We start from the raw sequence: 26,684 nt of genomic DNA, 5'->3' as shown, positions 1-26,684 counted from the left end.
GCCGGGACAACCCCCGCAACGCGCGATATGGCGCGGGTGTAACCTTCCGGCGCTGAATCGCCTCGGGAGGAGTTCGTTCCATGACGAACGCACTGGAGCCATCACCGGAAGAAGCGGACGGGGACGCGTTATACCTCGAGAAGACGCTCAGGCACACACCGACTGATTTGCTGCTCGACGAGTCGAGCGGCCGAAACGACGTACGCGCGGTGTGGCGCAGTTCGAGCAGATTGGCCATCGGCACATTTCTCCTGTTCACCGTCATCTGGATCATCAACGGCGGGCTCATCGGGACGACCTCGCGCAGCAGTTCCGACGACGAGGACGTGCTGCTGATCATGGGCATCGTCTTCGGGGTCATCGCGTTCATCGTCCGCTGGGCCCTGTTCCTCGGCAGTGAGAAACAGGAAGCGATCAGCGAGTGGTCCACGCTGCTGGCGGGCCGCGCGGCGGCAGCGGACTCGGTGTACAGCCACATCGTCGGCCGCCTGCGGGAGCGCGAGTTCCCCATCCGCAGCTTCGCGGGACGACGGCACAACACGCTGGGCGTGACCGGCAACCGGCTGGTCCTGGTCGAAGGCCACCACTACGTCTACGTTTCGGTCTTCCGGTACGGCACCAGCCTGTACCTGGGCTGGACGATGTGGCGAGTCCGAAAAGGAAGCACTCTGCTCACGCAGAACTTCTACGGTTCCTCGCAGGGCACGGGGCCCGATCCCATCGGGCGGATCCTGAACCTGGAACAGCTGAAGGCAATGCGGGAAGCGGTGCACTCGATCTGCCGCGAGGCGCTGCACACCGCCGTGCAGAACGTCAACGTTCCCGAGGACTACGGCTTCCCGTCCGGCATGCCTCCGATCGAGAACCTCCCGTACGGCACCGCTCCCCAACCCGGTGGCGTGCAGGCAGGGGCGCAACAGCCGCCGCTGCAATGACATCGACAGGGGTGATCGCCGTCCGGGGCACCGGCCAGTGGTGGGCCTGGGCGGCGAGCCGGGTGATGCCGGTCGGGACGCGACCGGGCGGCGGCACCGGCGCGCCAGAACCACGGTCGCCCGGTCCCACGACTGTCCACATCGAGCACTCCGGAACGGCACGCAACATCGCGCAGGCCGGGCAGATCCACGGCGGTGTGCATTTCCACGACGGCGATCGGCCCGCTCCCCCGCCCGACGACTCGGCCTGGCTGCGTTCGTGCTGGGAGATCGTCGCGCGGGCCGGTGCCAACGCCGAGATGCGGTACCTGAGCCGTCCTGGCGAGTCGCGTCTGGACGGTTTCCTGATCGTGCGCGCCGGAGGGGTGGACCGGGACACGGCCGAACGCCAGGCGCTCGCCGTGCGTGCCGGACTCGGCGTGCTGCCCAGCCGCCTCGCGGCGGCACCGGTCACGGAAACGGCACTGACCCACCGGGTTCTCGAGCCGTTCCAGCCGCACAGCGATGGGATCGTCGAGGTTCGCAAACGGTTGACAGCACAGCGAACCAGCCGGGACGACGCCCGGCATCCCTGGCTGACAGCCATCACGCCGTTGACCTATCAGCGACAGCATTGGGATTCTTTATGGTCCGAACTCGCCGGACTGCCGTTCCCCGCCATGCTGTCGGTCGGTGTCGCGCCCTACCGGATCGGCCCGGGACTGCGATCCCACCTCGCCACCCGGGCCGCCGACCTCGCCCGGCTCGCCCGGCAGGGCCCGCCTCCCACCGGGGTGTGGAGCGTTCCCAGACCGGCGGACGAATTCGCTGTCACAGCGCACGCTCTCGTCTCCGACGCGGCACGGCGTTACACGGATCGCGCTTTCCTGCTTCGTGTTTCCGTTGCCGCGGAGCAACCGCTCGCAGGTCTGCTCGGCGAACTGGTCGCTGACACGATCTCGGCCCGCGGCGACAGTCACGGGTTCGCGGCAGCCACACCCGCGGTCGTCCGGCCGGAACCGATGGACGTGCCCACCGCGTGGAACAACGTCACCGCACTCAACTTCGCGCCGCTGGCCGCGTACGACCAGGGCAACGCGCCCGAGGCGATCGGTGACCTGGAACGCGTCCTCGGATCGATCGTCGACCTCGGCGAAGCGGCTGCCGCCTTCCGGCTGCCGTACCGCAGCGCCGGGAAGCCGTCGCTGTTCGCGGTACATCCCGGACGGTGACGCGGAGCCCGGCCCGCCGTCCAGCGGGCGTCCACCACAGTGGACACTGTCTGTAACCACAAGCGGTCACATATTCACCCAAATTACTGAAAGGTATAGACCTTTCGACTACGAAATGTATCGTCTTTACGCAATCCACACGCGCCGCGACTTGCCGGAATGTCCTCGATTTTCGCTGAAATTCAGCCGACTGTCGCCGGTCAGCCCGAGATGTCGCCTGGTGACAGCGTCGCGCTATGCGGCGGCGGTTGCCGATCCCCCGGGGCCGTACTACAGTGGTGATTTGCGTGGATCAGTCCGCGCAGGGCAGAAAACGGAATGGGGGCCGAAAGATGATAACACTATTACGGGCTGCGTCCTGCGATCCTGCACGCTTCACCGACGTGGAGTTTATAAGGATACGCAGGGGGCTGCATGTACGGTAATGACACTCACCGTGAATTGGCGAATATAGTCCAGCAATTGCGCAGGCACGCCGGCCTCACCCAGCGCGAAATGGCTGAACGCGCGAACATCAGTGTCGCCGGGCTGCGTGACGTCGAACAGCAGCGGGTCACCCGGCCGAGGGTGAGCACGCTGCGGCGCATCGCGGCCGCGCTCGAGCTGTCCGCGACCGAGGCCAAGGAGCTGGTCAGGCTCGGCTCAGTGGGCCCACTTCTTGCTCGTGACCTGCGGATCCAGGTACTGGGCCCGTTGCGGATCTCGGTCAACGGCGGGCAGGTCAACCTGAACTCGGAGCGGCAGCGGACCATCCTCGGCATCCTGGCGCTCACGCCGGGAACGCCGGTGACCATCGATGTCCTGGTGGACGCGGCCTGGGGCGCACACCCGCCACGGACAGCGGTCGACCTGGTCCGGTCTCAGATGTCCCGGCTGCGCCGCCGGATCCAGCCGAATGGCCGCTCAGCGCAGGTACTGGTGGCCATGAACAGCGGCTACGCGTTGCAGGTCGACGACAACCAGCTCGACCTGCTCGCATTTCGGAGACTGTTCGACAACGCGCGCCGCGATTTCAGGGCCGGCCGCATCGAATCCGCGGTCGGCGACTACAAGGCCGCGATCGAGCTCTGGCGCGGCGATCCGTCTGCTGATGTGGTGGGGCTGTATCAGCAGACCGTCCTCGAGAATCTCCGGCGTGAGGCCGAAATCGCACTACTGGAATACGCCGACGCCGCGGCGAGGATCGGCAGACACGGCGAGACGGTCACCACACTGCGGCAGTTCGTCACAGCGAATCCGTTGCACGAATCCGCACATGCGCGGTTGATGACGGCACTCGCCGGATGCGGTGAACGGGCCATGGCACTGGAAGTGTTCGAGAACCTGCGTCACCAGCTGGCCGACGAGCTCGGCGTCGACCCGAGCATGGTGGTGCGCCGAACACACGAGGCCATCCTGAGAGGCGAGCCCGCCATGACGGGCCCGGCTCTGCTGGCCGCGGGCGACGACCGTGTGCCGGTCACGAGATCCGCGCCGGACAACCTGGCGCATCTGCGGTTGTACCGTTCCTGATGAACACACCGGGCCGGTCCACGCGCGTGGACCGGCCCGGTTCATCCGTGCTCCTGCGGCGCGGGGATGAATCCTTTGTGGATGAGATAGGCCAGGTGCCGGTCGACCAGGTCCTGGCTGACGTCGGCGGCTGGCACGTGGGCGTCCGCCAGTGCGCGCTCGGTGTTGGTCCGTCCGAACACGACAGGCACGAGCGCGTCCGTGACGTCGGTCTGGGTGGCGACCAGGCTCAGTGAAGCGGACGCGGCGGAAGCGTCGCCCAGCCGGGCCTGCCACTGCGCGGCCGACAGCACTTCCATGGGGTACCCCATCGCGCGCACCCGCGAAACAACCTGCGCGACCGGCAACGGTTTCACGCTCGTCAGGTGGAACGTCGTGCCTGCCGTGCCGGGTAGCCGCGACAGGTGCACGATCGCGCCCGCGACATGGTCGACGGGAACCAAGTCGGCGGTGATGCCGGTGTCCGGTGCCGCGCCGATCGCGATCATGGCGCGTACGAGGTTCCAGAACGCGTCGTCCGTCCCGACCGCACCGGTCCCGGAGTGCCCGCACACGCGGCTCGGCCGGTACACCGCGACGGGAATGCCGCGCTCCCCCGCCGCGTGCACCAGTTCCTCCGCGACCCACTTGCTGGCGACGTAACCGTTGGGCAGCACCTGATCCGCCGGCACGCGCCGGTCCTCGGCCAGCACCGCCGGGTTGTCGCCCGTGCCGTAGACCAGGCCGATCGTGGACACGAAGTGCACCGGTTTGACGCGTGCGGCGGTGGCCAGCCGCAGAACCTCGACAGTTCCGAGTACGTTCGGGGCACGCAGCCGGGCGTACGAGTCGAGGTGGTTCACGCGGGCGCCGTTGTGGAAGATCGCGTCCACCGTCTCGGCCAGGCCGGCGAACTGTTCGGCGCCGAGGCCCAGCCGTGGCTCGGCCAGATCCCCGGCCAGCGCGGTCACTCGGGAGACGTCGTCGTCGAGCTGGTAGGACCGCAGCGCGGCCACGACACGTTTCGCCGCGGCAGCGTCGTCGGAAGCGCGCACCAGGCAATACACGTGCGCGCGCGTTCTGGCCAGCAACTCGTGCAGCATGAACGCGCCGAGGAAGCCGGTGGCACCCGTGAGCAGCACGTGCCGCGGGTCGGCGATCCGTTCGAGGTCCACGGGCCGCACGCCGTCCACCGCGATCGCGGGGTCCAGCCGGGTGTCCTGCGCGAAGGCCAGGTCCGGCTGGTCGGCGCCAGTCGCGCGAGCGGCCAGTTCGGCGACGGACCGCGCCTCGAACACCGCGCGGACGTTCACCGGCGTGCCGAACTCCCCGCTCAGCCGGTAGGCCAGTTCGGCACCTTGCAGCGAAGTGCCGCCCAGCTGGAAGAAGTCGTCATCAGCCCAGACCTGTTCCAGCCCGAGCAACTCGGCGACGGACGAAGCGACGGCACGTTCGGCGTCACCGCGCGGAGCCACGCGCACTCCGGCACGATCCGGCTCGCCGCCCGGCGGTGGCAACGCGCGCACGTCGAGCTTTCCATTGGGAGTCAGCGGAAATCGATCCAGGCGCACATACCGGGACGGCACCAGCTGGCGCGGCAACGTGGCAGCGGCCATCGCCCGCACCGCGGCCAAGTCCACGCTCGAAGCCGCGATGTAGGCGACCAGATGGCCGTCGTGCTCCATCACGTGCGCCTGCGCGACGTCCGGGTGGTCTTCGAGCGCGGCTTGGATCTCGGCGGGTTCGATTCGCACGCCGTGCCGTTTGAGCTGCCGATCGGCCCGGCTCCCGTAGTGCAACGTGCCGTCCGGGTACATCCGCACCAGGTCACCGCTGCGGTACATGCGCGCCGACGGCTCAGTGCCGAACGGATCGGGCAGGAAACGTTCGGCTGTCAGCGCGGGCCGTTCGAGGTAGCCGCATTCCGGGGTGACCGCGATGCCGCTCTGGTACAGCTCGCCCTGCGTGCCGAACGGCACCGGCCGCAGCTTCGCGTCGAGCACGTGGCACCGCACGCCCGGCCGCGGCCTGCCGACCGGTACTTCGGCCGGGATGTCCTCACCCGGGCCGATGGACCACGTCGTGGCGTAGATCGACGCTTCGGTCGCGCCGTAGATGTTGACCACGGTGACGCCCGGCGCGACCACCCGTACCCGGCGGATGAGTTCCGGGGTGAGCGCTTCGCCGGTGCAGAACAGTGCGCGCAGGTGCGGCAGCGCGGGCGGGTCAGCGGCGAGGAACGCCTGAACCATCGACGGCACAAGGAACATCGCGCTGACTTGTTGCCTGTCGGCGAGGGTGGCGATCGCGCGTACGTCGGCGCCGCCAGCGGGCGGCACGACAACCAGGGTGGCGCCTGAACACAGCGTCCAGAACAGCTCGATGACCGACACGTCGAAGGTCATGGGTGCCCTGTGCGCCACGCGGGCGCCGATTTCGAGGGGCATGATGTCCTGCTGGTGGCGCACCATGTCCACGACCGCCCGGTGTGAGATGGTCGCCGCCTTGGGTGTCCCGGTGGATCCCGAGGTGTACACGACGTACGCGTAGTCCACTTCGGACCCGGCCGGGTCGGTTTCGCCGCCGGGATCAGCCAGCGCGTCCAGTACGACGACCGGCCCCGGCAACGCCTGCGCCAGATCGGCGGAGGTGATGACGACAACCGGTTCGGCGTCGGACAACAGGAGCTCCGTGCGGGCTATGGGTACGGCTGGGTCCAGGGGCACGTAGTACCCGCCCGCTCGCAGGACTCCCAGCACGGCGATGACGAAACCGATCGAGCGGTCCAGGTAGATCCCGACCGCGTCACCACGCCGTACGCCACGGTCACGCAGCACACGGGCCAGCTGACCAGAGGACTCCCCCAGCTGCTGGTACGACATCGATTCGTCGCCGCACACCACAGCGGGGGCATCGGAAACCCGTGCGATCTGAGCAGCGATCAACCCGGTCACGGTGCCGGAGGGCTCGCCGCGCGCCGCTGTCTCACCGGCGCGCAGCAATTCGGCCCGTTCGCCGTCCACGAGCAACGGCAGTTCGGAGACTGGCCGCTCAGGGTCGGCACACGCGGCCGTCATCACCTGTACCAGTCTGCGCAGCAACCGGTTCGCCGCCAGTTCGTCGAACACGTCGGAGTTGTACGCCGCGACAAGCTCGAGCCCGGCGGGCTGCTCCCACGCGACCAGGTCCAGCTTCTCCTTGGCGGCGCCGCTGTGCAGTTCCACGATCTCGCTGTGCACGCCCGGCAGGTCCAGCAACGACATGTCGGTGGCGTTCTGGAAACCGAGCCGCACCTGGTCCAGCGGGTTGCGACTGGGGTCGCGGTCGATGCCCAGCTCACGCACCAGCCGCTCGAACGGCAAACCGGCGTGACGGAACGCGTGCAGCGCCTTGCCCCGGACCTGGCGCAGCAGCGCACGGAACGACGGATCCTCCGCGCAGTCGGTCCGCAGCACCAGCTGGTTGACGAACAACCCGATGAGGTTCTCCAGCTCAGCCGCGTCCCGGTTCGCCCACGGGAAGACCGTGGACACCTTCGGCGCCCCGGTGAGCCGGTGCAGCACGGCGTGCAGCGCGGTTTTCAGCAGCATGAACAGGGAGACGCGTTCGGCACGGGCAAAAGCGTTGATCTTGTCCAGGTCCTGTTCGGGCACAAGGAGTTGAGTGACCGCGCCCGCGTTGCCGCTTCCGGCCGGACGGACGGACGGCAGTTCGAACGGCGCCAAGTCGCCGGACAACTCCGCTCGCCAGTACTCCAGGTCTTCGGCCGCGCCAGCGCCCGCTTCGCGTTGCCAAGCAGCGTAGTCCGCGTACTGGACAGGCAGTTCAGGCAAGGTTGGTTGTCCACCGTGGATATGCGAGCGGTAGTAGTCGGACAGGTCACGCAGGAACACGCTGATCGACCAGCCGTCCCACACCAGGTGGTGTACGGCCAGGAACAGCAGGTGGTCATCGTCGCCCACCCGGTACAGGTGGAACCGGCCCATCGGACCGGCCGGATCGATGTACTGCCTGGCCTGGTCGGCAGCTTTCCCCAGCGCGGCCGGATACCGTTGCGGCAACGGCAAACCCGTGAGATCCGTCATCGCCAGCGGCTGCGGCACGGACGGCTCGACGAACTGCAGCGGCCGTCCTTCCGGCGCCCGGATGACTGTGCGCAGCGCGTCATGACGAGCCACCACGTCGGCCACGGCACAAGCCATCGCGGTGTGCGAAAGCGGCCCGCGCAACCGTACCGCCATCGGTGTGGTGTACGTCGGTTCGCCCGCGTTGAGCCGGTCGGCGATCCAGATGCCGTCCTGGGCGTACGACAGCGGCGCCGGATCGCCCGGCTTGACGCTCTGCGGGATGAGCAGGCCCATGGTGCTCACGCACTCCCCGCGGTGGCGCCGGATGCCGCCGTCGCCGGTTCGGCGCCGCCGGTGCTGTCGAGGTACCAGACGCGCAGCAGCCCGTCCTCGTCGACGTGCGCGCTGGACGGCAGCCGCCAGTTCGGCGTCCACCGGAGCCGGTCCTGGTGGGAGTAGCCCGACCGCAGCAGCACGCGGCCGTCGCCGTCGCGGTCCAGGATCGTGCCCTCGTACAGGGTGATCTTGCCGATGTCGGTCATCGCGGTGAACATCGGCTTGGCCCGCCCGGACGTGCGGCCGGACGACGTCAGCAACCGGGCCAGCCGCAGCCCCTCGGCCAGCGAGGTGCGGTGGTGGTCCATCCCGCGGATCGGTACACAGTGGAACAGGTAGTGCATCTCGATACGCAGCTCACGCAGTTCCTCCACGAGCTCGACCAGGGTGTCCAAGTTGTCGTTGACGCCACGCAGCAACACGGTCTGGTCGTAGATGACCGCCCCGGCGTCCTGCAGCCGCTGGTACGCCTCACGGACCTCGGAGAACAACTCGCCGGGGTGGTTGACGTGCGTCGCGATCTCGATCCGGAACGTGGACCTCGGCCGCAGCGCGTGCGCCATCCGGTCGTCCACGCGGCGCGGGTCCTGCAGCGGGACACGGGTTCCGATGCGCACCACCCGCACGTTCGGCGCGTGCCGCTCGATGGCGTCCAGCAGGAAGTCCAGCCGGTCGACCAGCATCAGCGGGTCACCGCCGGTGACCAGGACCTCGCGGACGTCCTGGTTCTCCGGCGCGGTGCCGCAGTAGCGGGCGACGCGGTCGAGTTCCTCCTCGTTCAGCGTGAAGGTGTCGTACTGGCCGCGGATGCACCAACGGCAGTGCGCCGCGCACACACTGGTCGGCTCGACCAGCACGAGCCGCCGGTAGAGCTTCTCCACCCCGCGCAGGGCCCGGCCTTCGAAGACGGTCTCCACCTCGGAGTGGTAGTGCCGGTCGACTTCGAGATCCTTGACCGCCGACTCGGCCGGGTCGACGAGGTACTGCCTGCGCAGGAAGTCCACCGGCGACTCGGCCATCTTCTCGCGCAGGAACGGCGAAGTCTTCTCGTGGAACACTCCGTGCTTCGCTCCGGCCATGACGTGCTGTCTCCTCCCGATCAGGGCGTGTCGGACGGGTCGGGAACGGTGACCACGACCCGGCCGATCACTGCCCGGTCTTCCTTGCGGGCGTAGGCCTCCGTGACCCGGTCGAACGGCAGGACGTGCGCGACGGACGGCCGGACGCGGCCGGAACCGAGGTGCTCGGCGGCGATCCGGAGGTACTCGGCGCGCTGACGCGGGTGCCGCAGGAAGAACTTCTTGGTGTTGAAGCTGTAGAAGGTCTGGTTGTCCACCAGCCTGGACAGGTCGAGCGCCCGGCCGGTCCGCAGGCCGGCCACCGCGATCTCCACGTACCGCCCGTCCGGGGCGAGCACGTTCAGTCCCTGCTGGGTGGTGCCGCCGAGGGTGTTGATCACCACGTCCACACCCGTGCCACCGGTGCGTCGCAGTACCTCGGCGACCACGTCCTCTCGTTCGTGGTCGATGGTGTTGTCGATGCCCAGCTCCGCCAGGTGGTCGATCTTGTGCCGCGCCCCGGCGGTCGCGATGATCTCGGCGCCCGCCAGCCGGGCCAGCTGGACGGCGATCAGCCCGTTGGTGCCGGTGGCCGCCGGGATCAGGATCCGGTCGCCCGGTCGTACGTCCGCGCGTTCGAACGCGAGGTACATGGCGAGGAACGCGACCGGGAAGCCGCATGCCTCCTCGTGGCTGACGTTGCCGGGCTTGGCCACCACGAAGTCCTCGTCCGTGCACACCACCGTGGCCTGGCCGCCCATGTCCAGCCGGGTCAGCCCGATCACCTCGTCACCCGGCTTGAACCTGTGCACACCTTCACCCACCCGGCGCACCACACCGGAGACCTCGACGCCCGGGGTGACCGGGAAGTCCGGCATCATCGGGTAGAGCCCCTTGGCGACGAGGAAGTCGGAGAAGTTCACCGGGAACGCCCTGACCTGGATCTCGACTTCGCCGTGGCCCGGTTCGACCGGGTCGATCGGCACGATCCGCAGGTCGCGCGGGTGCCCCGGCCGGTCGAACCGCACCGCCCGCAAGCCGGTGGCGGCGGGGCGTGGCCGCTCCGGCTCGGCGGCCACCGCCAGGTGATCGCCGTGGCTCGTGGTTATGAACCGGGCCAGGTCCACAACCGTCGGGTGGTCGAACACGATCGCGGTCTTGAGCGAGATACCCAGCTCGTCGTTGAGCTGGTTGGTCAGTTCGACCGCGACGATCGAGTCCACGCCCAGGTCCGCCATCGGAGTGTCGGCACCGACCTCGGCGACCGGCACGCCCAGGCACGCCGCCACCCGCTCGGCCACCACCGCCTGCACATCACGGGTGTCGCCTGCCGGTTCCACGGGCTTGCTGTCGTCGTCCGACGGCACCTCGGCGACCACCACGCGTTGCGGCAGGACGCCTGGCGTGGCCGGGTGGCCGAGCACCTGGACCTCGCTGAACCCGGCGTGCGCCAGGCACTGGCGCCACAAGTGCACGTCCAGCAACGGTGAGCCCGGCAGCCTGCGGTCCGGGTCGGAGTACCGCCACCAGCCGTCCAGCAGGCCGAACGTCACCGTGTGGAACGGCTGCACAGCCGTGACCTCGGTGAGCACGAGCCGTCCGCCGGGGTTGAGCATCCGCCGGAGCCGGGCGAGGACGTCGTCCAGGTCGTCGGTGGCGTGCAGGACGTTCGCGGCGACCACGACGTCGTAGCCGGTCGCGGTGTCCGACGGGCTCTCGATGTCCAGCTTGCTGAACTTCACCGGCAGTCCGCGGGAGTCCAGCCTGGCCCGGGTACGTGCCAGCAGACCGGCCGAGATGTCGGTCGCCTCGTACGAAGCACGCACACCACGCGCGGCCAGTTCGGCGAGAACCGCTTCCGTGGTTCCCCCGGTGCCCGCGCCGACTTCGAGCACCCGGGCGGGGCGGCTGCCGGCCACCTGATCCGCGACGAGCGCGTTGCAGTAGTCGACCAGGGCCTCGCCGCGGTAGATCGGGCTGACCAGGTCCATCGAGCCGTCCGGGAACAGCACTTCGGTGGCGAGGCGATGGCCACGCAGCACGTCGGGTAGTGCGGCGAGGCTGCGCGTCACCAGTTCCAGCCGGGCCGCGAGGTTCGGGAACCGGGACCGCAGCGGTTCGGGGTCGGGCTTGACCGGCCGGGTGACGAAGTCGCTCGCGCCGACGCGACCGTCCACCGCGACCAGGACTCCCCGGTCGACCAGGACCTGGACGAGCGCGTCCACCAGACGGCGGTGGGCCGGCGCCACCCCGAGGCGATCAGGCAGTGCCTCACGTGAGTGCTTCTCGCCGGGCGAGGTGAACAGGCCGAGCCTGTCGAACGCGAACCACAGGGCGTCGGTGACGAACGAGTCGAGCGCTTCCTGCTCGGCGGGGTCGCCGTCGAACGCGGGCACCCGATCGGCAACGGGCACAGGCTCCGACGGCACGACACCGATGGAGTCGAGAACCGCGCGGTCGGCGTGCAACGCGACGACTTGACGTTCGTCGGAGGCGAGAATCCGTTCGATCGCCCGGATCCCCGCAGCCGGTTCGATCGGCTGGTAGCCACGGGCAGCCAGCGAGTCGCCGTGACCGGCGACCCGGCCGACCTCGGCCCACGGCCCGAAGTTGACGATGTGCACCGGGAACCGGCATGAGGTGGCGATCCGGTGGGCGAACGCGTCCTGGGCCGCCGACGCCGCGGCGTAGTTGGCCTGGCCGCCCGCGGCGGTGAACGACTGCACCGACGACAACACGAGCAGGAAGTCCAGCCGCTCGCCCACGAGCGCCTCACCGAGCACGCGCGTCCCGTCTGCCTTGGGCGCGAGCACGGCGTCGAAGTCCTCATCGGACATCCGTTCCACGATGCCGTCGCGCAGTTCCATCGCCGCGTGGATGACGCCGTGCAGCGGGCCGTGTGCCGTGGCTTTCGCGACGACCGAACGCATCGCGTCGTGATCGGTCACGTCAGCGCGTTGGTAGCTGGCTTGGCCGCCGAGTTCGGCCAGCCGGTCCAGTGCCGCCTCGATCCGCCCGTCGGCAGGACGGCGGCCGACGAGCACGAGCCGGGCGGACACAGTCGCGGCCAGGTGTTCGGCCAGTGCGAGCCCGATACCACCGGCGCCGCCGACGATCAGGTAACCACCGCCGTCGCGGAAAGGCGGCCGGACGGGTGGCGGGAGCCGGAGCGATCGCAGCCTGCGCACCAGACGCCGTCCGCCGACGATCGCGACTTCGCGGTTGTCCTGCCGGGCGGGTTCGGTGAACAGCCTGTCGCCCGGTGGCGACGTGATGTCCACACAGGACACGCCGATTCGCGGGTACTCACGGGCGAGCGACTTGGTCAGGCCGACGACCGCGGCCGCGGCCGGGTTGGCGACTTGCCTGCCACCGGCGTCGTGGGTGCCGCTGACCACCGACCGGATCGACTCGACCCGGTTGAGCGCACCGGTTTCGGCGAGTGCGCGGACCAGGTGGAACAGCACGGGCGCCGAGTCCGCGTGGAACCACACGTGCCGGAAGCCGGTGAACTCCCGCAGGCAGTCCCGCAGTCCCGGTTCGGGCGCGCCCGCGTCGATCTCCCATTCGTCGTCGCCTAGCCGCCGGTCGCGCCCTCCCAGCTCCACATGCCACACCGGGCCGTGAAGCCCGTCCAGGCGCCGCCCCACGACCAGGTTGCCGCCACGGGGCCGTTCTGCGCGTTCGTCCTGCTCGGCCCAGAAGGGACGGAAGAAGAACCCGTCGAGGGGATCCTGTTCGGCGCGCACGATCACCTCGCGCAGCACCAAGCACGGGCGCCCTTGCTCGTCGAGCAGCGTGACGTCGTGCCCGCTCGATGACGCACGGACGTGGACGTGGCCGGAAAGTGGCACGGCTGCGAGGCGGTCGACGGACTCGACGCTGAACGGCATTCGGCTGCGACCCGGCTCAGCACCTTCGAGCACGCTGATCGCCTGCAGCCCGGCATCCATCGCGGCCACGGCGTTGCCGGTCTCATACCGGGCAAGCAGTTCCCCGTCGCCGGTCCACGCTTCCCGCAGACCCCGGTAGGTCGGGCCGTAGGAGATCCCCATGCCGTCGAAGGCCTGGTAGATCGCGTCGTGATCGTGCGAGTCCGGGCAACGCTGCCGGACCGCTTCGAGGTCGACCCGCGCGGACGATGTGGTCGCGCGGGCGAAACGTCCGGCGGAATGAGTTCCTCCGGCAGTGCGGACCTGGTAGTCGATGCCGCCGTCCCGCTCGGTCAGGTCCACGAAGACGTCCACGCCACCCGGCGGGACGACCAGCGGACTGGTCCAGCTCACCCGGCTGACGCTCGTGGCGTCGCCGCCGCGCGCCTCGGCCGCTGAGATGGCGAGGTCGAGTTGCATCACCCCGGCCACAACAGCCTGCCTGTTCACCTTGTGCTCGGCCACCAGCGTTTCGTCGCCGGACAGATGGACGCGGTAGTCCTTGTCGCGTTCATCCTGGGGTGCGCTGAACCAATGACGGTCCTTGGCGAAGGGGTACGTGGGCAGGCTCACGCGCCGGGGGCGCCGGCCGGTGCGCACGGCTGACCAGTCCACGTCCGCACCCGTGACCCAGTGGCCGGCGAGGTCGGTGAGGGCACCCCCGGCGGCCTGGGCGTCGGAGGCACCCAGGCCGCCGGGGTCCGGGGCGGCGGGGCCGGTTGCCGTCCCGAGCCAGGTCCGCTCGCCGGGTGTGCCGGTTGCCGCGAAAGTGGCGAGCGCGTCTGCCAGCGTCGCCGCGGAGTCGGTGACCACGGCCAGTCGATGGTTCATCGGCTCACGGCCGACCCGCAGCGTGTACGCGATGTCCGCGAGTTCCCCGGCCGCGGCCGGGCCGTCGACGCGGGAGCCGGCGAGTTGTTCGATGGTTCGGCCGGCCAGGTCGTCGGTTCCCATCCCGGTGTCCGCGAGCACGCTCAACGCGTGGCTCGACAGGCCGAGGTCCACCAGCGGTTCGTCCAACGGCAACTGGTCCGCGGGCACGCCCGCGACCTCCGCGACCGCGGCGGCCACCTTCGACGGATCGGTACCGGCGGTGGGACGAACAGCTTCGGCCAGCGCGGCGGCGTACTCGCGCAGCCGGTCCGCCGAACGGGCGGACAACACGAACACCTGCTCGCCGGGCTGCTGCGGCGCCGGAGCCGGCACGTGTTCCTCCAGCAGCACATGAGCGTTCACGCCGCCGAAACCGAACGAGCTGACACCCGCGCGGCGCGGCAGTTCGCCGCCGTCCTCGTCCCGCGGCCGTGGCCACGCCGTCGAACCATCCACTATCGACAGCGGGCTGCCGTCCAGCCGGATCTGCGGGTTGAGCTCGGACAGGTGCAGGTTGCCGGGGACGCGGCCGTGTTTCATGGCCAGGATGACCTTGAAGATGCCCGCGATGCCCGCCGCCGACTCCGGGTGCCCGATGTTGGACTTCACCGAACCGATCAGGGTGGTCCGCTCGGTCAGCCGGGGCAGCCCGGCACGGTCCCGCAACTCGCCGAACGCCCGCTTCACGCCGTTGATCTCGATCGGGTCGCCGAGCGCGGTGCCCGTGCCGTGCAGTTCCATGTAGCCGACCGTGGCCGGGTCGACCTCGCCGAACGCCTTGACCATCAGGTCCGCCTGCGCGTTCGGGTTCGGCGTGGTCAACGTGGTGACCTTGCCGCCGTGGTTGACCGCGCTGCCGCGGATGACCGCGTGCACGTGGTCGCCGTCCCGTTCGGCCGCGGACAGCGGCTTGAGCAGCAACGCCCCCACGCCTTCCGCACGCACGTATCCGTCCGCGTTCGCGTCGAACGTGCGGCACCGGCCAGTCGGGCTGAGCATTCCCGCTCGTGCGAACGAGATGTAGACCATCGGCGACAGCAGGAGGTTCACACCGCCGACGATCGCGGTGTCGCAACTGCCTGCCTGCAGTGACTCGACGGCGGTCCGCAGCGCCACCAACGAGCTCGAACACGCGGTGTCGATCGGGAAACTCGGCCCGGTGAGGTTCATCAGGTACGACACACGGTTGGCCAGCACCGCGTGGAACAGGCCTGTCGTGGTGAACGCCTCGACCGGGACACCGGCCTCCCGCATCAGGTCGTAGTAGTCGTGCGAAGCCACCCCGACGAACAGCCCGGTCGTGCCCTTGGCCAGGTCGGACGGCCGGTAGCCCGCCTCTTCGACAGCCCGGTACGCGGTCTGCAGGAACAGCCGCTGCTGCGGGTCCATCAACTCGGCTTCCTTCGGCGAGATGCCGAAGAACCGCGCGTCGAACTTGTCGACGTCCGGGACGAACCCGCCCCACTTGCTGTTGGTCCGGTTCGGGCCCGGGGTGGTGTGGTAGACCTCCCGCCAGTCCCAGCGGTCCGGTGGGATCTCGGTGACCAGGTCACGGCCCGCGTCCAGGTTGCGCCAGAACTCCGCGAGGTCGGAACTGCCCGGCAGCATGCCGTGCATGCCGATGATCGCGACCGGCTCCGGACCGTTGCGCACCCGCGCGGGTTCAACCGGCTTGCTCGTCGTCTGCGGCTCGGGTGCTGTCCCGGTGCCGAACTTCGCCGGATACGTGGCAGCCAGGTGGCCGGCGACCTCGGCCACGGTCGTGTACTCGAAGAACAGCGCGGGCGTGACGTCCACGTCCAGCTCGCTGACCAAGCGGTTGGCCAGGACACCGAACGACAACGAGTCGAAGCCGTAGTCGCCGATCGGCCGGTCCGGCCGGATCCGAGCGGGATCCAGCTTCGCGATCGCGGCGATCTCGGCGATCAGGAACTCCCGCGGACCCGTCACCGCGGTCCGCTGAACGGGCCGCGGCGGTGTGCCGATCCCGAGCCGCTTGCCCACAGCGGCACCGTCACCAGGTACCACGACGACTTGCCGTTCCGGTCCACCGAGCACGGCGTCGAGCGCGGTGAGCCCCGCTTCGGTGGTCAGGGGCCGCAACCCGAGATTCACCTCGAGCCACTCGGCGACTCCGGCGTCCACACCCATGCCGCCGTCCATCCACAGTGGCCAATTCACGGACACCGTGTACGCACTGCGGGAAGCCGCGAAGGCGTCGAGGAAACTGTTGGCGTACGCGTAACCTGACTGCCCGGCACTGCCCACGGCGGCGGCGAGCGACGAGAACAGGCACAGGAAGTCGAGGTCCCTGCCTTCGGCCGCCGCCGCCAGGTTCACGGCACCGAGCGCCTTGCCCGCGACGACCTCACGCACCTGGTCCTCGGTCTGCCGGACGAGGTAACCGTCCCGCAGGACACCGGCGCAGTGGAATATCCCGTTCAGCGCACCGAACTTCTCCTCCGCGAAGCTGATTGCCGCGCGTGCGCCCGCCAAGGTGGACACGTCGGCCCTGATGTCGTTGGCCTCGGATCGACCGGCCCGCACCACCCGCGCGCCGACCGTGTCTTCCAGCCATCGGGCGACCAGCGAACCCAGACCGCCCGCGCCACCGGTGATCAGGTAGACGCCGCCGTCACGCAACACGGTTCGCCTGGCCGGGGTGTGCTTCTCCCAGCGCAGCACGCAACGCTGCCCGTCCTCGTAACGCACCTCGGCGCCGGAAGCCGTGCCGCACGCCTCGTCGACGAGCCGGGAAAGCGGCTCGGATCCCACCAGTTCCACCAGGACGGAGGAAATCCGTGAGCTTTCCAGCGACACCGTGCGCAGGAACCCGCCCAGCGCGCGGTAGGCAGGCACACCCGCGGGCACACCGACCACCAGCCGCACCGGGCGCTTGTCCTTGGCCCGCACCAGGTCCTGAGTGAGACGCAACAACGGCAGCAAAGCCGCGTCGATCTGTTCGGAGGTCTCGCCGATCGCGTCTGCAACAGCGAAGACGACAGTGTCCGCGTCCTCGTCCACGATCCGCTCGAACCCGGCGGAGATCTTCTGGCGAGCCTGTTCTGTCGACGCCAGGACCCGCACCGCGCCCGGATCGCGGCGCTCGCCGATCACCTCGCCGACCCACTTCGGCCGGAAATGGCTGACACGCTCACCGGGCGCCTGCCACGGCCGCACCCACAGGTCCAGCACCCGCAGCACGACCCGCCCCTGCTCGTCGGTCAGGCGGACGTCGACCTTGCTGCCCTCGGCGGTCACCTTGCGCAGCACGACGTGGGAGAAGCCACGAGCAGGAGTCGGACCGAGGATCTCCACCGCGCCGATGCTGTACGGCAGGTGGACGCGGTCGAACTTGCGGCCGAGCAGCCACAGGCATCCCTGCAACGCGGAGTCGAACATCCCCGGGTGCAACGTGTGACGGTCGCCGCCGGGTGGTGCGGCCAGTTCGGCGAAGGCTTCCTCGTCAGCCCAGTGCAGTCTGGTGATGCCCTGGTAGGTCGGCCCGAGATCGAGCCCACGCGCACGCACGTCCGGGTAGAACTCGCCGGATGTCACCGATCCCTCGCAGCGGGCCCGGATGGCATCGAGGTCCAGCCGTTCCTCCTCGCCGGTCACGGGTTCGACGCTGCCGGTGACGTACGTGCCGTCCTTGCCGCGCACCTCGTAACGCCCGTCTTCCAGCACGATCCGGAGTGGCGTCGGTTCCGGCACCATGATCGGCGCTGTCCAGACGTTGTTGCGGAGACGGATCGGCGCCTGGCCGACCGCTGCTCGAACCAGCTCGATGGCGCCGACGGCAGGCAGGATCGGCACGCCACCCACCCGGTGGTCGGCGAGGATCGGTTCCTGACCGGTCAACGTGACCGTGTCCGGCTTGGGCTCGGGCAGCCAGTACCGCTCGGCGGCGAAGGGGTATCGCGGGAGCTCGACTGTCCTCAGTGGCGTGTCGTGCAGCGACTCCCACGGCACGTCGGCACCGGCGACCCAGGCCGCTCCGATGGCTTCCCAGTCACGCCGGGCAAGCGCGTCTTCGAGTTCGGCTCGGGCTGCCTTGTCTTTTGTGGACGTCCACTCGCCGGCGGCGAACGCGAGCAGCCGCTCGACCAGCGTCCCGCGGTCGCTGACGAGCATCGCGACCCGTTCGGCCAGCGGTTCGCGCCGCACCTGGAGCTGGTAGGCAACCTCAGCGACGCGGAGTTCACCGCCGCGGATCGCGGCGGCCAGGTTCGCGCAGTGCTCCCGCAGCCTTTCCTGGTCGGCAGCTGACACGATGACGAGGTGCTCGCCGTTCTCGGGACCGCGTCGTGCCGTCGCGGCCGGGGCCTCTTCGACGACCACGTGCGCGTTCGCGCCGCCCGCACCGAACGAGCTGATCCCCGCCCGCCGGGGCTGTGTGCCCGGCCAGTCGGCGAGTTCGTGCTGCACGGTGAACGGGGTGGCGGCGAAGTCGATCCGCGGGTTCGTTTCGTCGCTGTGCAACGACGGCACCAGTCGGCTGTGCTCGAACTGCAGCAGCACCTTGGTCAGCCCGGCCATGCCCGACGCGGACTCCAGGTGCCCGATGTTGGTCTTCACCGAACCGATCGCGCAGGTTCCCGGTGACACGCCGGCGTAAGCCTGGGCGAGCCCGGCGATCTCCACCGGGTCGCCCAGTGCGGTGCCGGTTCCGTGCGCCTCGACGTAACCGATCGTGCCGGGGTCGACTCCGGCGTCGTCGAGTGCCGCACGGATCAGTTCCGCCTGCGCCCTCGGATTGGGCACAGTGAAACCGTTCGTACGGCCGCCGTGGTTGATCGCCGTTCCCTTGACCACACCGAGCACCCGGTCGCCGTCGGCCAGCGCGTCGCGCAACGGCTTGAGCACGACGGCACCGACACCTTCACCGGGCACAAAACCGTCCGCGTCCGCGCCGAACGTGTGGCATCGGCCGGTACGGGACAGCATTTGCAGTTGGCAGAGCCAGTCGTACTTCGACGGGTGCAGGTACAGGTTGACCCCGCCGACCAACGCCATCCGGCATTCGCCACGGGCAAGGCTGCGTACGGCCTGGTGGATCGCGGTGAGCGACGCGGCGCAGGCCGTGTCCACGGGCATGCTCGGGCCGCGCAGGTCCAGCCAGAACGAGACCCGGTTCGCGATCGACCACTGTGGCGACGGCGGCACGACAGCATCGGCTTGCCGGAGGAGGTACGTCTGGGTTGTCACGCCGACGAACACACCGACGTCACGGTTGTCACCCAGCCTGTACGGCGGGTAGCCCGCGTGTTCGAACGCGTGCCATGCCGTTTGCAGGAACAGGCGTTCCTGCGGGTCCATCAGCTCGGCTTCGCGCGGGGAGATGTTGAAGAACAACGGGTCGAACTCGTCGACAGCGTCCAGGAAGGCGCCCGATCCGCAGTAGGCACCGCCTTCGGCCGCGTGTGCGCGATGGTCCCAGCGAGCCTGCGGTACTTCGGTCACGCAGTCCCGGCCGCCTGCGAGGTTGCGCCAGAAGGCGTCCAGGTCAGGGGCCTGGGGGTAGCGACCGGCGATGCCGATGATCGCCACTCCGCCGATGTTCTCGTTCACCGGCGCGGTTTCGGCCGCCGGAGCCACCTCCGGGGCATCGGGCGTCATCGGGGTGACGTGGGTGGTGCCGTAGCGAGCTGCCAGTTCCGCTGGGCGAAGTTGGGCGATCCGTTCCGCGGCGGCTGCCAACGTGCGGCACTCGAACAGCAAGGTTTCACCGACCGAGCCGATCGCCGCCTCGGTGCGGGCGTTGAACTCGCTGATCACGATGGAGTCCAGGCCGAACCGGTCCAGCCCCGTGTCCAGGTCGATCTCGTCCGGTGACACGCCACGCAACTGGGCGACTGTCGTCGCCACGTACTCCCGTGCCCAGTCCAGCGCACGCTCCGGCGAAGCCTCCTCGGGTTCGGGCGCAGCCGCAGGCTCGTCTCGCGCAAGCAGATCAGGCAGGAGGTCCGGGTTGCCGTAGAGGAACGCACGGGCTCCGCCGAGGGCCAGCAAACGGTCCAGCGCGGCGAGTCCGACTTCGGCGGGCATCGGCTGCATGCCCGTGTCGCTGCCGAGGACACCACGGCCGCTCACGGTCATACCGCCGTCCTGCCACACCGGCCAGCCGACGGACAACGTGCGCCCAGGGCCTACGCGGGTGTTGGCGAACTCGTCCAGGAAGGCGTTGGCCATCGCGTACGCGGACTGACCCACGTTGCCGACAACAGCGACGACCGACGAGTACAGCACGAACAGTTCCAGTGGCTCATCGCGAGTCGCACGGTCGAGGTTGAGCGCGCCCAGTGCCTTCGGGGCGAGCACCTCGCGCACGTCGTCTGCGGTGGTGTGCGCCACGTAGCCGTCACGCAGGACACCCGCGGTGTGGAATACCCCGGTCAGCGGACCGAACCGTGCGCGCGCGGCGGACACGGCGTCCTCAGCGGTCACCGAGATGTCGGCCGGCACGTACATCGCCCGGTCACCGAGATCACGAACATCCACATCGGATGAACGGCCGACCAGGGCGACCCGCGTGTCCGGCACGGACAACACGTGCCTGGCGAGCAGCTTGCCGAGCCCACCCGCGCCGCCGGTGATCAGGTACACCCCGCCCGGCCGGATCTGTGACGACACCGGTTCGGCAGCGACCGGCTCCGTGCCGAACCGCTGGCTGACCCGGCTGCCGTCCTTGTGCAGCACCAGTTCGCCGCCGTCCACACGGGTCAGCTCGTCGGCCACGACGTCCCACGTGGCCGAGTCGTCGAACGAACCGGGCACCGAGACCACGCGCAACCCGACTGTGTCGGTCTCGCGACGCAGGCACCGAGCCAGCCCAGCGAGTGCGACCAGCGCGGGTCCGTGGTTCCCGACGGCCACGATCGGGATGCGCCGACCGTAGGCAGCCTTGGCCACGTCCAAAGCCGCGACGGCACTGTCAGTCGGGTCGTCGGCGGACGGGACCACGAGAACCACTCCGGCGGCGTCCTCGCTCACCGAGTCACCCGGGGAGGCGAACCGGACGTCTCCCAACCGAACAGCGCCCTGACAGGCATCCGGACCGACGACCACGACCGGGCCACCCGCGGCAGGAGCCGCGACGCGCGGTGTGGCAACCCATTCGGTCTTCAGGTCGAGGACCGTTCCATCAGGCTGGGAAACTCGCGCGGGCTGCGCCGGCCATGTGGCCGGAGGCGGGATGCGGTGCTCGACGCGGTCGAACTCGGTGGTGGGCAGGCGAACCTTGGCGCCTTCGGCAACCGGGTGCAGGTCCCATCGCACGTCGGCACCGCGCTGCCACAGGTCGACCAGCGTCTCGGTCAGCGAGCCGGACAACGGGATCTCCGGGTACGGCACGACTGTGCCCGATCCGGACGACGTCCACGCCGACGGCGAAGCGAGATCCTGGGGCAGGCCGACCAGCCCGCGCAGCAACGGATAGCGCCCCGGGTCGATGCCGGTCAGCTGCGCGGAGACCGGCGAACCGGCGAGGAGGTCCAGGACGTCACCCGGCTCCAGCACCCCGTCCACCAGCAGATCCAGGAGCTCGACCGCGCGTTCGCCGGTGAGGAACCGCGACAGCGGCAGGTCCCATTTCCGGTTGAGCCGGTCAAGGGCGTTCTGTTTGGCCATGGCGACCGCCAGCGCGGGGGCCTCCTGCCAGTCGGTGTGGCCGCGCGCTTCGAAGGCCGCTTTCCAGACACGCAGGTTCGACTGGAACGTCCGCTGCTCGGACAGCCGGTCGACCAGTGCCGTCAACCGGTCCAGCTGTGTGGCCTCAGGAGCGGAAACCGCGCTCAGCTCCGCCAGATACCGCGCACTCGAAGGCAACGGCGTGACAACGCGATCGGTGCCGGGTACCGCCACAGGCAACGAAGGCACACGCAACTCCCCCGCCCACGGCTCCCCCGCGGCCAGCCGCGCGGCGACATCCGCGTCGAGCGCGTCCACAGCGGCCAGGACAGGCCAGACACCGGAGCCGACCGGCACGATGAGGTCAGGCCGGACACCCAGACGCAACAGTTCCTTGAGGACAGACGTCGTGTACGCGCACTGGTCGCCGTCGTATCCGGCCGGGATCGGCAGCGGCTCCACCCGCAGCGCCCACGGCCCGAGCTCAGCGGCTTCGTCCGGCACCTCGGCCGAGGCGATCACCGAGGCGATGTCCTCCGGCTGCCGCACCACCCCGGCGATCCGGTACGGCAACTGCGCGCGACCCGCGGCGAGCGTCGCGGTGACGTCAGCGACCGGCGCGGCCGGTGACTCCGTACGCCACCGGTCCAGCAACCGCCGCAGCGACGGCGCAGAAGCCGCCGAAAGCAGGAAGGGACGCGGTCGCGCGGACTCGGAACGCTCCGGCGCCACGAACTCCTCGACGACCACGTGCGAGTTGACCCCGCCGAAACCGAACGAGCTCACGCCCGCCCGGAGCAGCGAACCAGGAGCCGGCGGCAGCCATTCGGCCTCGTCGACCGCCACGCGGAACGGCGCGTCGTCCAGGTCGATCAACGGATTGAGGGTGCGCAGGTGCAGGTTCGGCACGATTCGCCGGGAATCCATCATCAGCAGCACCTTGATCAGCCCGGCGATGCCCGCCGCGCCTTCGAGGTGCCCGATGTTGGACTTGACCGACCCGAGCGCGCACCAGCCCACGTCGTCGGACGCCGGGCCGAAGACCTGCCGCAGGGCCTCGACTTCGATCGGATCGCCGAGTGACGTACCAGTGCCGTGCGTCTCGACATAGGTGATCTCACGCGGATCCACGCCTGCCCGCTCGATGGCGGCGGACACGACTTCGCGCTGTGACGCCACAGTCGGCGCTGTGATCGTGGTGCGCTTGCGGCCGTGGTTCACCGCGCTGCCGCGGATCACGCCGTAGACGTGGTGGCCATCCCGCACAGCGTCGTCGAGCCGCCGCAGGAGGACCACGCCGACGCCGTCACCGGGAACGAAACCGTCGGCGTCCCGGTCGAATGTCTGGCACCGCCCGGTCGGGCTGAGCATGCGTGCCTTGGAGAACCCGACGTACTTCCACGGGTGCACGTTCAGGTTCACGCCACCGGCGATCACGTAGTCCGCGTCACCGGTGTTCAGCGCCTGCACGCCGAGGTGCACGGCGACCAGGGCGGACGCGCAGGCCGCGTCCACCGCGACACTGGACCCGTTCAGCCCGAACGTCTGGGAGATCCGGTTGGCCATCAGGCAGTCGTAGACGCCGAGCACCGAGTGGCTCTGCACCTCGTGCCCGAGGCCGGCCAGTTCGATCATGTGATCGCGTTCCATGTTGCCGACGTAGACGTCGGTGCGCGCGGCGCCCAGCGCGGCGGCGGTGATGCCCGCGTCCTCGATGCAGTGGTACGTCTCCTCCATCAGCATGCGCTGCGCCGGGTCCAGCAACCGGGCCTCACGCGGTGACATGCCGAAGAACCCGTGGTCGAACAGGTACGGGTTGTCCAGGACACCGAGCCATTTGCTGATCGTCCGGTTGGGCGTGCCCGGGTTGGGGTCGTACAGCTGTGCCGTGTCCCAGCGGTCGGCCGGGACCTCACGCACGGAGTCCACCCGATTGCGCAAGTTGGTGAAGAACTCGCGGTAGTCGCGGGCTCCCGGCATCCGGCAGCCGATGCCGACGACCGCGATGGCCGGGCTCACGCGCTCGCTCCCAGCAGCCGGGGCGCCTCGACCAGTTGGGCCGTGGCCGCCATCAGTTCCGCCGCGATGTCGTCGACGTGCCGGTCCCGCCAGGCTGACGCGTTCCCCTGGTTGTACGCGCCCAACGCGGGGCCGCACTGCACCTGAAAGTCCACCCTGCGCTCCTCGTCGCCTTCGATGGCCAGGCGCTGGCTGAGGCCGAAGTACCAGCGCAGCACCAGCGCCATCCTGTGCTTCGGGTCACGGTCGGCCCGCTCGACCTCCCCGGGCAGGTACGCGGTGACGTCCTGCCAGATGTCGGTGAACGACCGCCGGAACCAGCGGTCCTGCAACAGTTCGCTGGTGCGCGGGTCCAGCGCGTCCAGTGAGTCGTGCCGCAGGTAGAGCTCCCGCAGCCGTCTGGCACGGGCGGGGAACAGCACACCGCGCCCGAGCACCTGCGCTTGTCCGCCGAGTTCCAGCTGGTCACCCGCGGGCGCGTAGTCGGTGTCCCACGGTGTGATCCCGGCGAGCATGTCCTTGGCCACGTCGCTCAGGCCCGCTTCGGCCGTGCACAGGTTGACCGACCCGGTCACGACGAAGTCCGCGCCGAGCAGGAACGCGGCCGCGGCCGCCGCGGGAGTGCCGATGCCGCCCGCCGCGCCGACCCGGACCTGCCGGGCCGTTCGGTCACGCAACCGCATGATGCTGGGCAGCAGCCAGAGAAGCATGCCCCGGTCGGTGTGGCCGCCGGAATCCGCGGTCACGACGAGGTCGTCCGCGACCGGCGTCGAAGCCGCGAGTTCCGCCTGTTCAGCGGTGATCAGGCCGTCCGCGCGCAAGTCCCGCAGCATCGCCTCGGGCGGCGGGCGCAGGAACTGCTCGGCCACGTCGGGCCGGGAAACCTTGGCGATGATCCGGTTCTCGGCCACGACCCGGTTCTGGTCACGACGCAGCCCGCCGGCCCGGTAGCGGGCCAGCGCGGGCGTGATCCGGGTGAACCCGGACGCTTCGACGACCCGTACGTCACGACGCAGGAACAGTGCCACGAGGTCGTCTTCGGCCGTGCGGAACACCCTGCTGTGCGGCAGGCTCATCCCGAACGGGCCGCCGGCGGCACGGATCCGGTCGATCGCGTCGCCGACGTGCTCGAGGGCGAGACCGCCGGTGCCGAAGAAGGCGAGCATTCCGGCCTTGCCCGCGCGCACGACCATGTCCACTGAGGAGATACCGCGGTACATCGAGCCGCAGACGTAGGCGTAACGAAGTCCGTAGGTCTCGCGGAACTCGGCGCTGCCCAGACTCTGTCCAGGGTGCGGGCTCAGCGTGACCGGCGCGGGGATCCTGCCGACCAGTTTGGTCAGCACGGTTCCCGGCCCGACCTCGGTGAGCCGGCCGACGCCGTGCGAGCGGAGGTAGCGCACGCTGTCCGCCCATCGCACGGGCCGGACCAGTTGGTCGGCGAGCAGATGCCGGATGTCCCCGTCCGGGTACGGCTCGGCCGTGACGTTGGCGATGACGGGGATTCGCGGCGGGCGGATGTCCAGTGACGCGAGGAAGTCCTCGAACTGCGCGCGGGCCGGGGCCATGTGCCGGGAGTGGAACGCGCCGCTCACCCGCAGGGCCAGGTATCGCGCCCCAGCGTCGGCAAACGCTTGCTTGGCGCCGAGGACGACATCCCGTGGCCCGGAGATCACCAGCTGGTCGGGGCTGTTGACGTTGGCGATGTCCACATCGGTCAGACCGTGCCCGCTCAGCACCGCGCGGACCTCGCCCTCGCCGATGCCGACGACAGCGGCCATCGCGCCTTCGTCCATCTTGGACATAAGCTCGCCGCGCCTGCGGACCAGGCGCAACCCGGTGCCGAAGTCGAACGCGCCGGCGGCCCACAGCGCGTTGTACTCACCGAGGCTGTGGCCGGCGAAGAACTCCGGGGGCGCACCGCCGTGCTCACGCTGCCAGTTCTTGTAGTGCAGGGCGTTGGCCACGAACAGCGCCGGTTGCGTGAACTCGGTGCTGTTCAGTTCGCCGCGCGGGTCGCGCAGGCAGAGTTCCTCGATCGAGTAGCCCAGGATCTCGTCCGCCTCGGCGACCAGATCAGGGAACTCGACGAACAACTCCCCGGCCATGCCGACGGACTGCGATCCCTGCCCGGGGAACAGCACCGCGCCCGCGGTGCTCGTCCGGCGGACCGCCTTGCGCCGGAGGGCATTCAGCCCACGGTCCGCGGGCGCGAACGGGTCGATGATGGCGATCGCCTCGGCGCCCGAACCGGTGCGGAAGTTCCGCTCGGCGAACCTCGCCATGGTCGGCGACGGCCCCAGGTCGACGTACCGCAGGCCGTCGTGGTGCGCTTCGAGCATCTTGATCGCGTCGGCGAACCTGATGGGGCCGCGGATCGTCCGCCACATGTGCTCGGGAGTCACCTCGGCGGTGACCGCCGCCGTGGCACATGAAACCAGCTCCACCGTCGGCTTGGCCAAGGGGATGGTGGCGATCATCCGCTGGTACGGCTCGGCGGCGACGTCCACCTGGGTGGAGTGGAACGCGTAGTGGACAGGCAGCCGCTGGCACGCGGTTCCTTCACGGCGCAGCCGGCCCTGGGCCGTAGCGACCGCGTCGGGTGGGCCGGAGACCACGAAATGCCGGTCGTAGTTGATCGCCGCGAGCTCCAGCCCGGCCCAGCCGTCCGCGCGGGGGTCGAAACCGGACACGTCGCCGAGCACGGCGAGCATGGCACCCCGCGGGCACAGGTCCTCGGTGAGCTTCACCTGGGCGGTGATGGCCCTGGTGAGGTGCTCGCGGTCGAGCACGCCCGCTGTGGCAGCCGCGGCGTACTCGCCGAGGCTTGACCCGAGCACGTGGTCCGGCAGCACGTCCTCGGCGCGCAACATGTCCAGCAATGCCAGTTCCACCATGAGGATCGCCGGATGCGTGTACGCGAACCTGTCGAACGGGTCGGACACGACACGGTCCGCGCGGTGCATCTCGCCGAGCACACCGGGCAGCCCGGCGTCGGCGAACATGGTGTCCAGCTCCCGCAGCGAGCGGTCGAACACCGGGCTGGTCCCCCGCAGGTCCCGGCCCATCCCGTAGAACTGCGCGCCCTGCCCGGCGAACATGAACACCGTCCGGTTCGACACGGTCTTGGATC

Annotated in this window: 7 protein-coding genes; 3 read left to right on the top strand and 4 right to left on the bottom strand. The window is 69.6% G+C overall.

All coding sequences use genetic code 11. From position 1 onward, the window contains the following. Positions 1-80: 80 nt before the first annotated feature. From AOZ06_RS17015 to AOZ06_RS17005, 3 genes are all read left to right on the top strand, one after another. Positions 81-935, top strand: coding sequence for a hypothetical protein (locus AOZ06_RS17015; RefSeq protein ID WP_054290289.1), 855 nt, complete (start codon positions 81-83; stop codon positions 933-935). Next, on the top strand, positions 932-2,146 hold the full coding sequence (locus tag AOZ06_RS17010; RefSeq protein WP_157233074.1) for a hypothetical protein: 1,215 nt from the start codon (positions 932-934) through the stop codon (positions 2,144-2,146). Before AOZ06_RS17015 ends, AOZ06_RS17010 begins: the two co-directional genes overlap by 4 nt. 414 nt (positions 2,147-2,560) lie before the next feature. Next, entirely contained in the window at positions 2,561-3,658 is a 1,098-nt protein-coding gene (locus tag AOZ06_RS17005; RefSeq protein ID WP_083471752.1) for a BTAD domain-containing putative transcriptional regulator, read from the top strand. 41 nt (positions 3,659-3,699) lie between these two features. On the opposite strand, the gene AOZ06_RS17000 is transcribed toward AOZ06_RS17005, so the two are convergent. Genes AOZ06_RS17000 through fabD form a run of 4 tightly spaced genes read right to left on the bottom strand, consistent with a single transcriptional unit; the run spans position 3,700 to position 26,673 of the window. Next, positions 3,700-7,998, bottom strand: coding sequence for a non-ribosomal peptide synthetase (locus AOZ06_RS17000; RefSeq protein ID WP_225955256.1), 4,299 nt, complete (start codon positions 7,996-7,998; stop codon positions 3,700-3,702). A 5-nt stretch (positions 7,999-8,003) separates the two neighbouring features. Further along, complete coding sequence (locus tag AOZ06_RS16995) at positions 8,004-9,119, bottom strand: radical SAM protein (RefSeq protein WP_054290285.1); 1,116 nt, start codon at positions 9,117-9,119, stop codon at positions 8,004-8,006. 20 nt (positions 9,120-9,139) lie between these two features. After that, positions 9,140-23,551 carry an SDR family NAD(P)-dependent oxidoreductase gene (locus AOZ06_RS56350; RefSeq protein ID WP_054290284.1) on the bottom strand — a complete coding sequence of 4,804 codons (14,412 nt, stop codon included), beginning with the start codon at positions 23,549-23,551 and terminating at the stop codon, positions 9,140-9,142. Continuing rightward, positions 23,548-26,673: an ACP S-malonyltransferase gene (gene fabD / locus AOZ06_RS16985; protein ID WP_063810366.1), complete on the bottom strand. Its 3,126-nt coding sequence runs from the start codon at positions 26,671-26,673 to the stop codon at positions 23,548-23,550. Before fabD ends, AOZ06_RS56350 begins: the two co-directional genes overlap by 4 nt. Positions 26,674-26,684 lie beyond the last annotated feature (11 nt).

Source organism: Kibdelosporangium phytohabitans (assembly GCF_001302585.1).
Classification (GTDB): Bacteria; Actinomycetota; Actinomycetes; order Mycobacteriales; family Pseudonocardiaceae; genus Kibdelosporangium; species Kibdelosporangium phytohabitans.
Note: the sequence above shows the minus strand (reverse complement) of the source record. Positions and strands in the feature narration are given on the sequence as shown.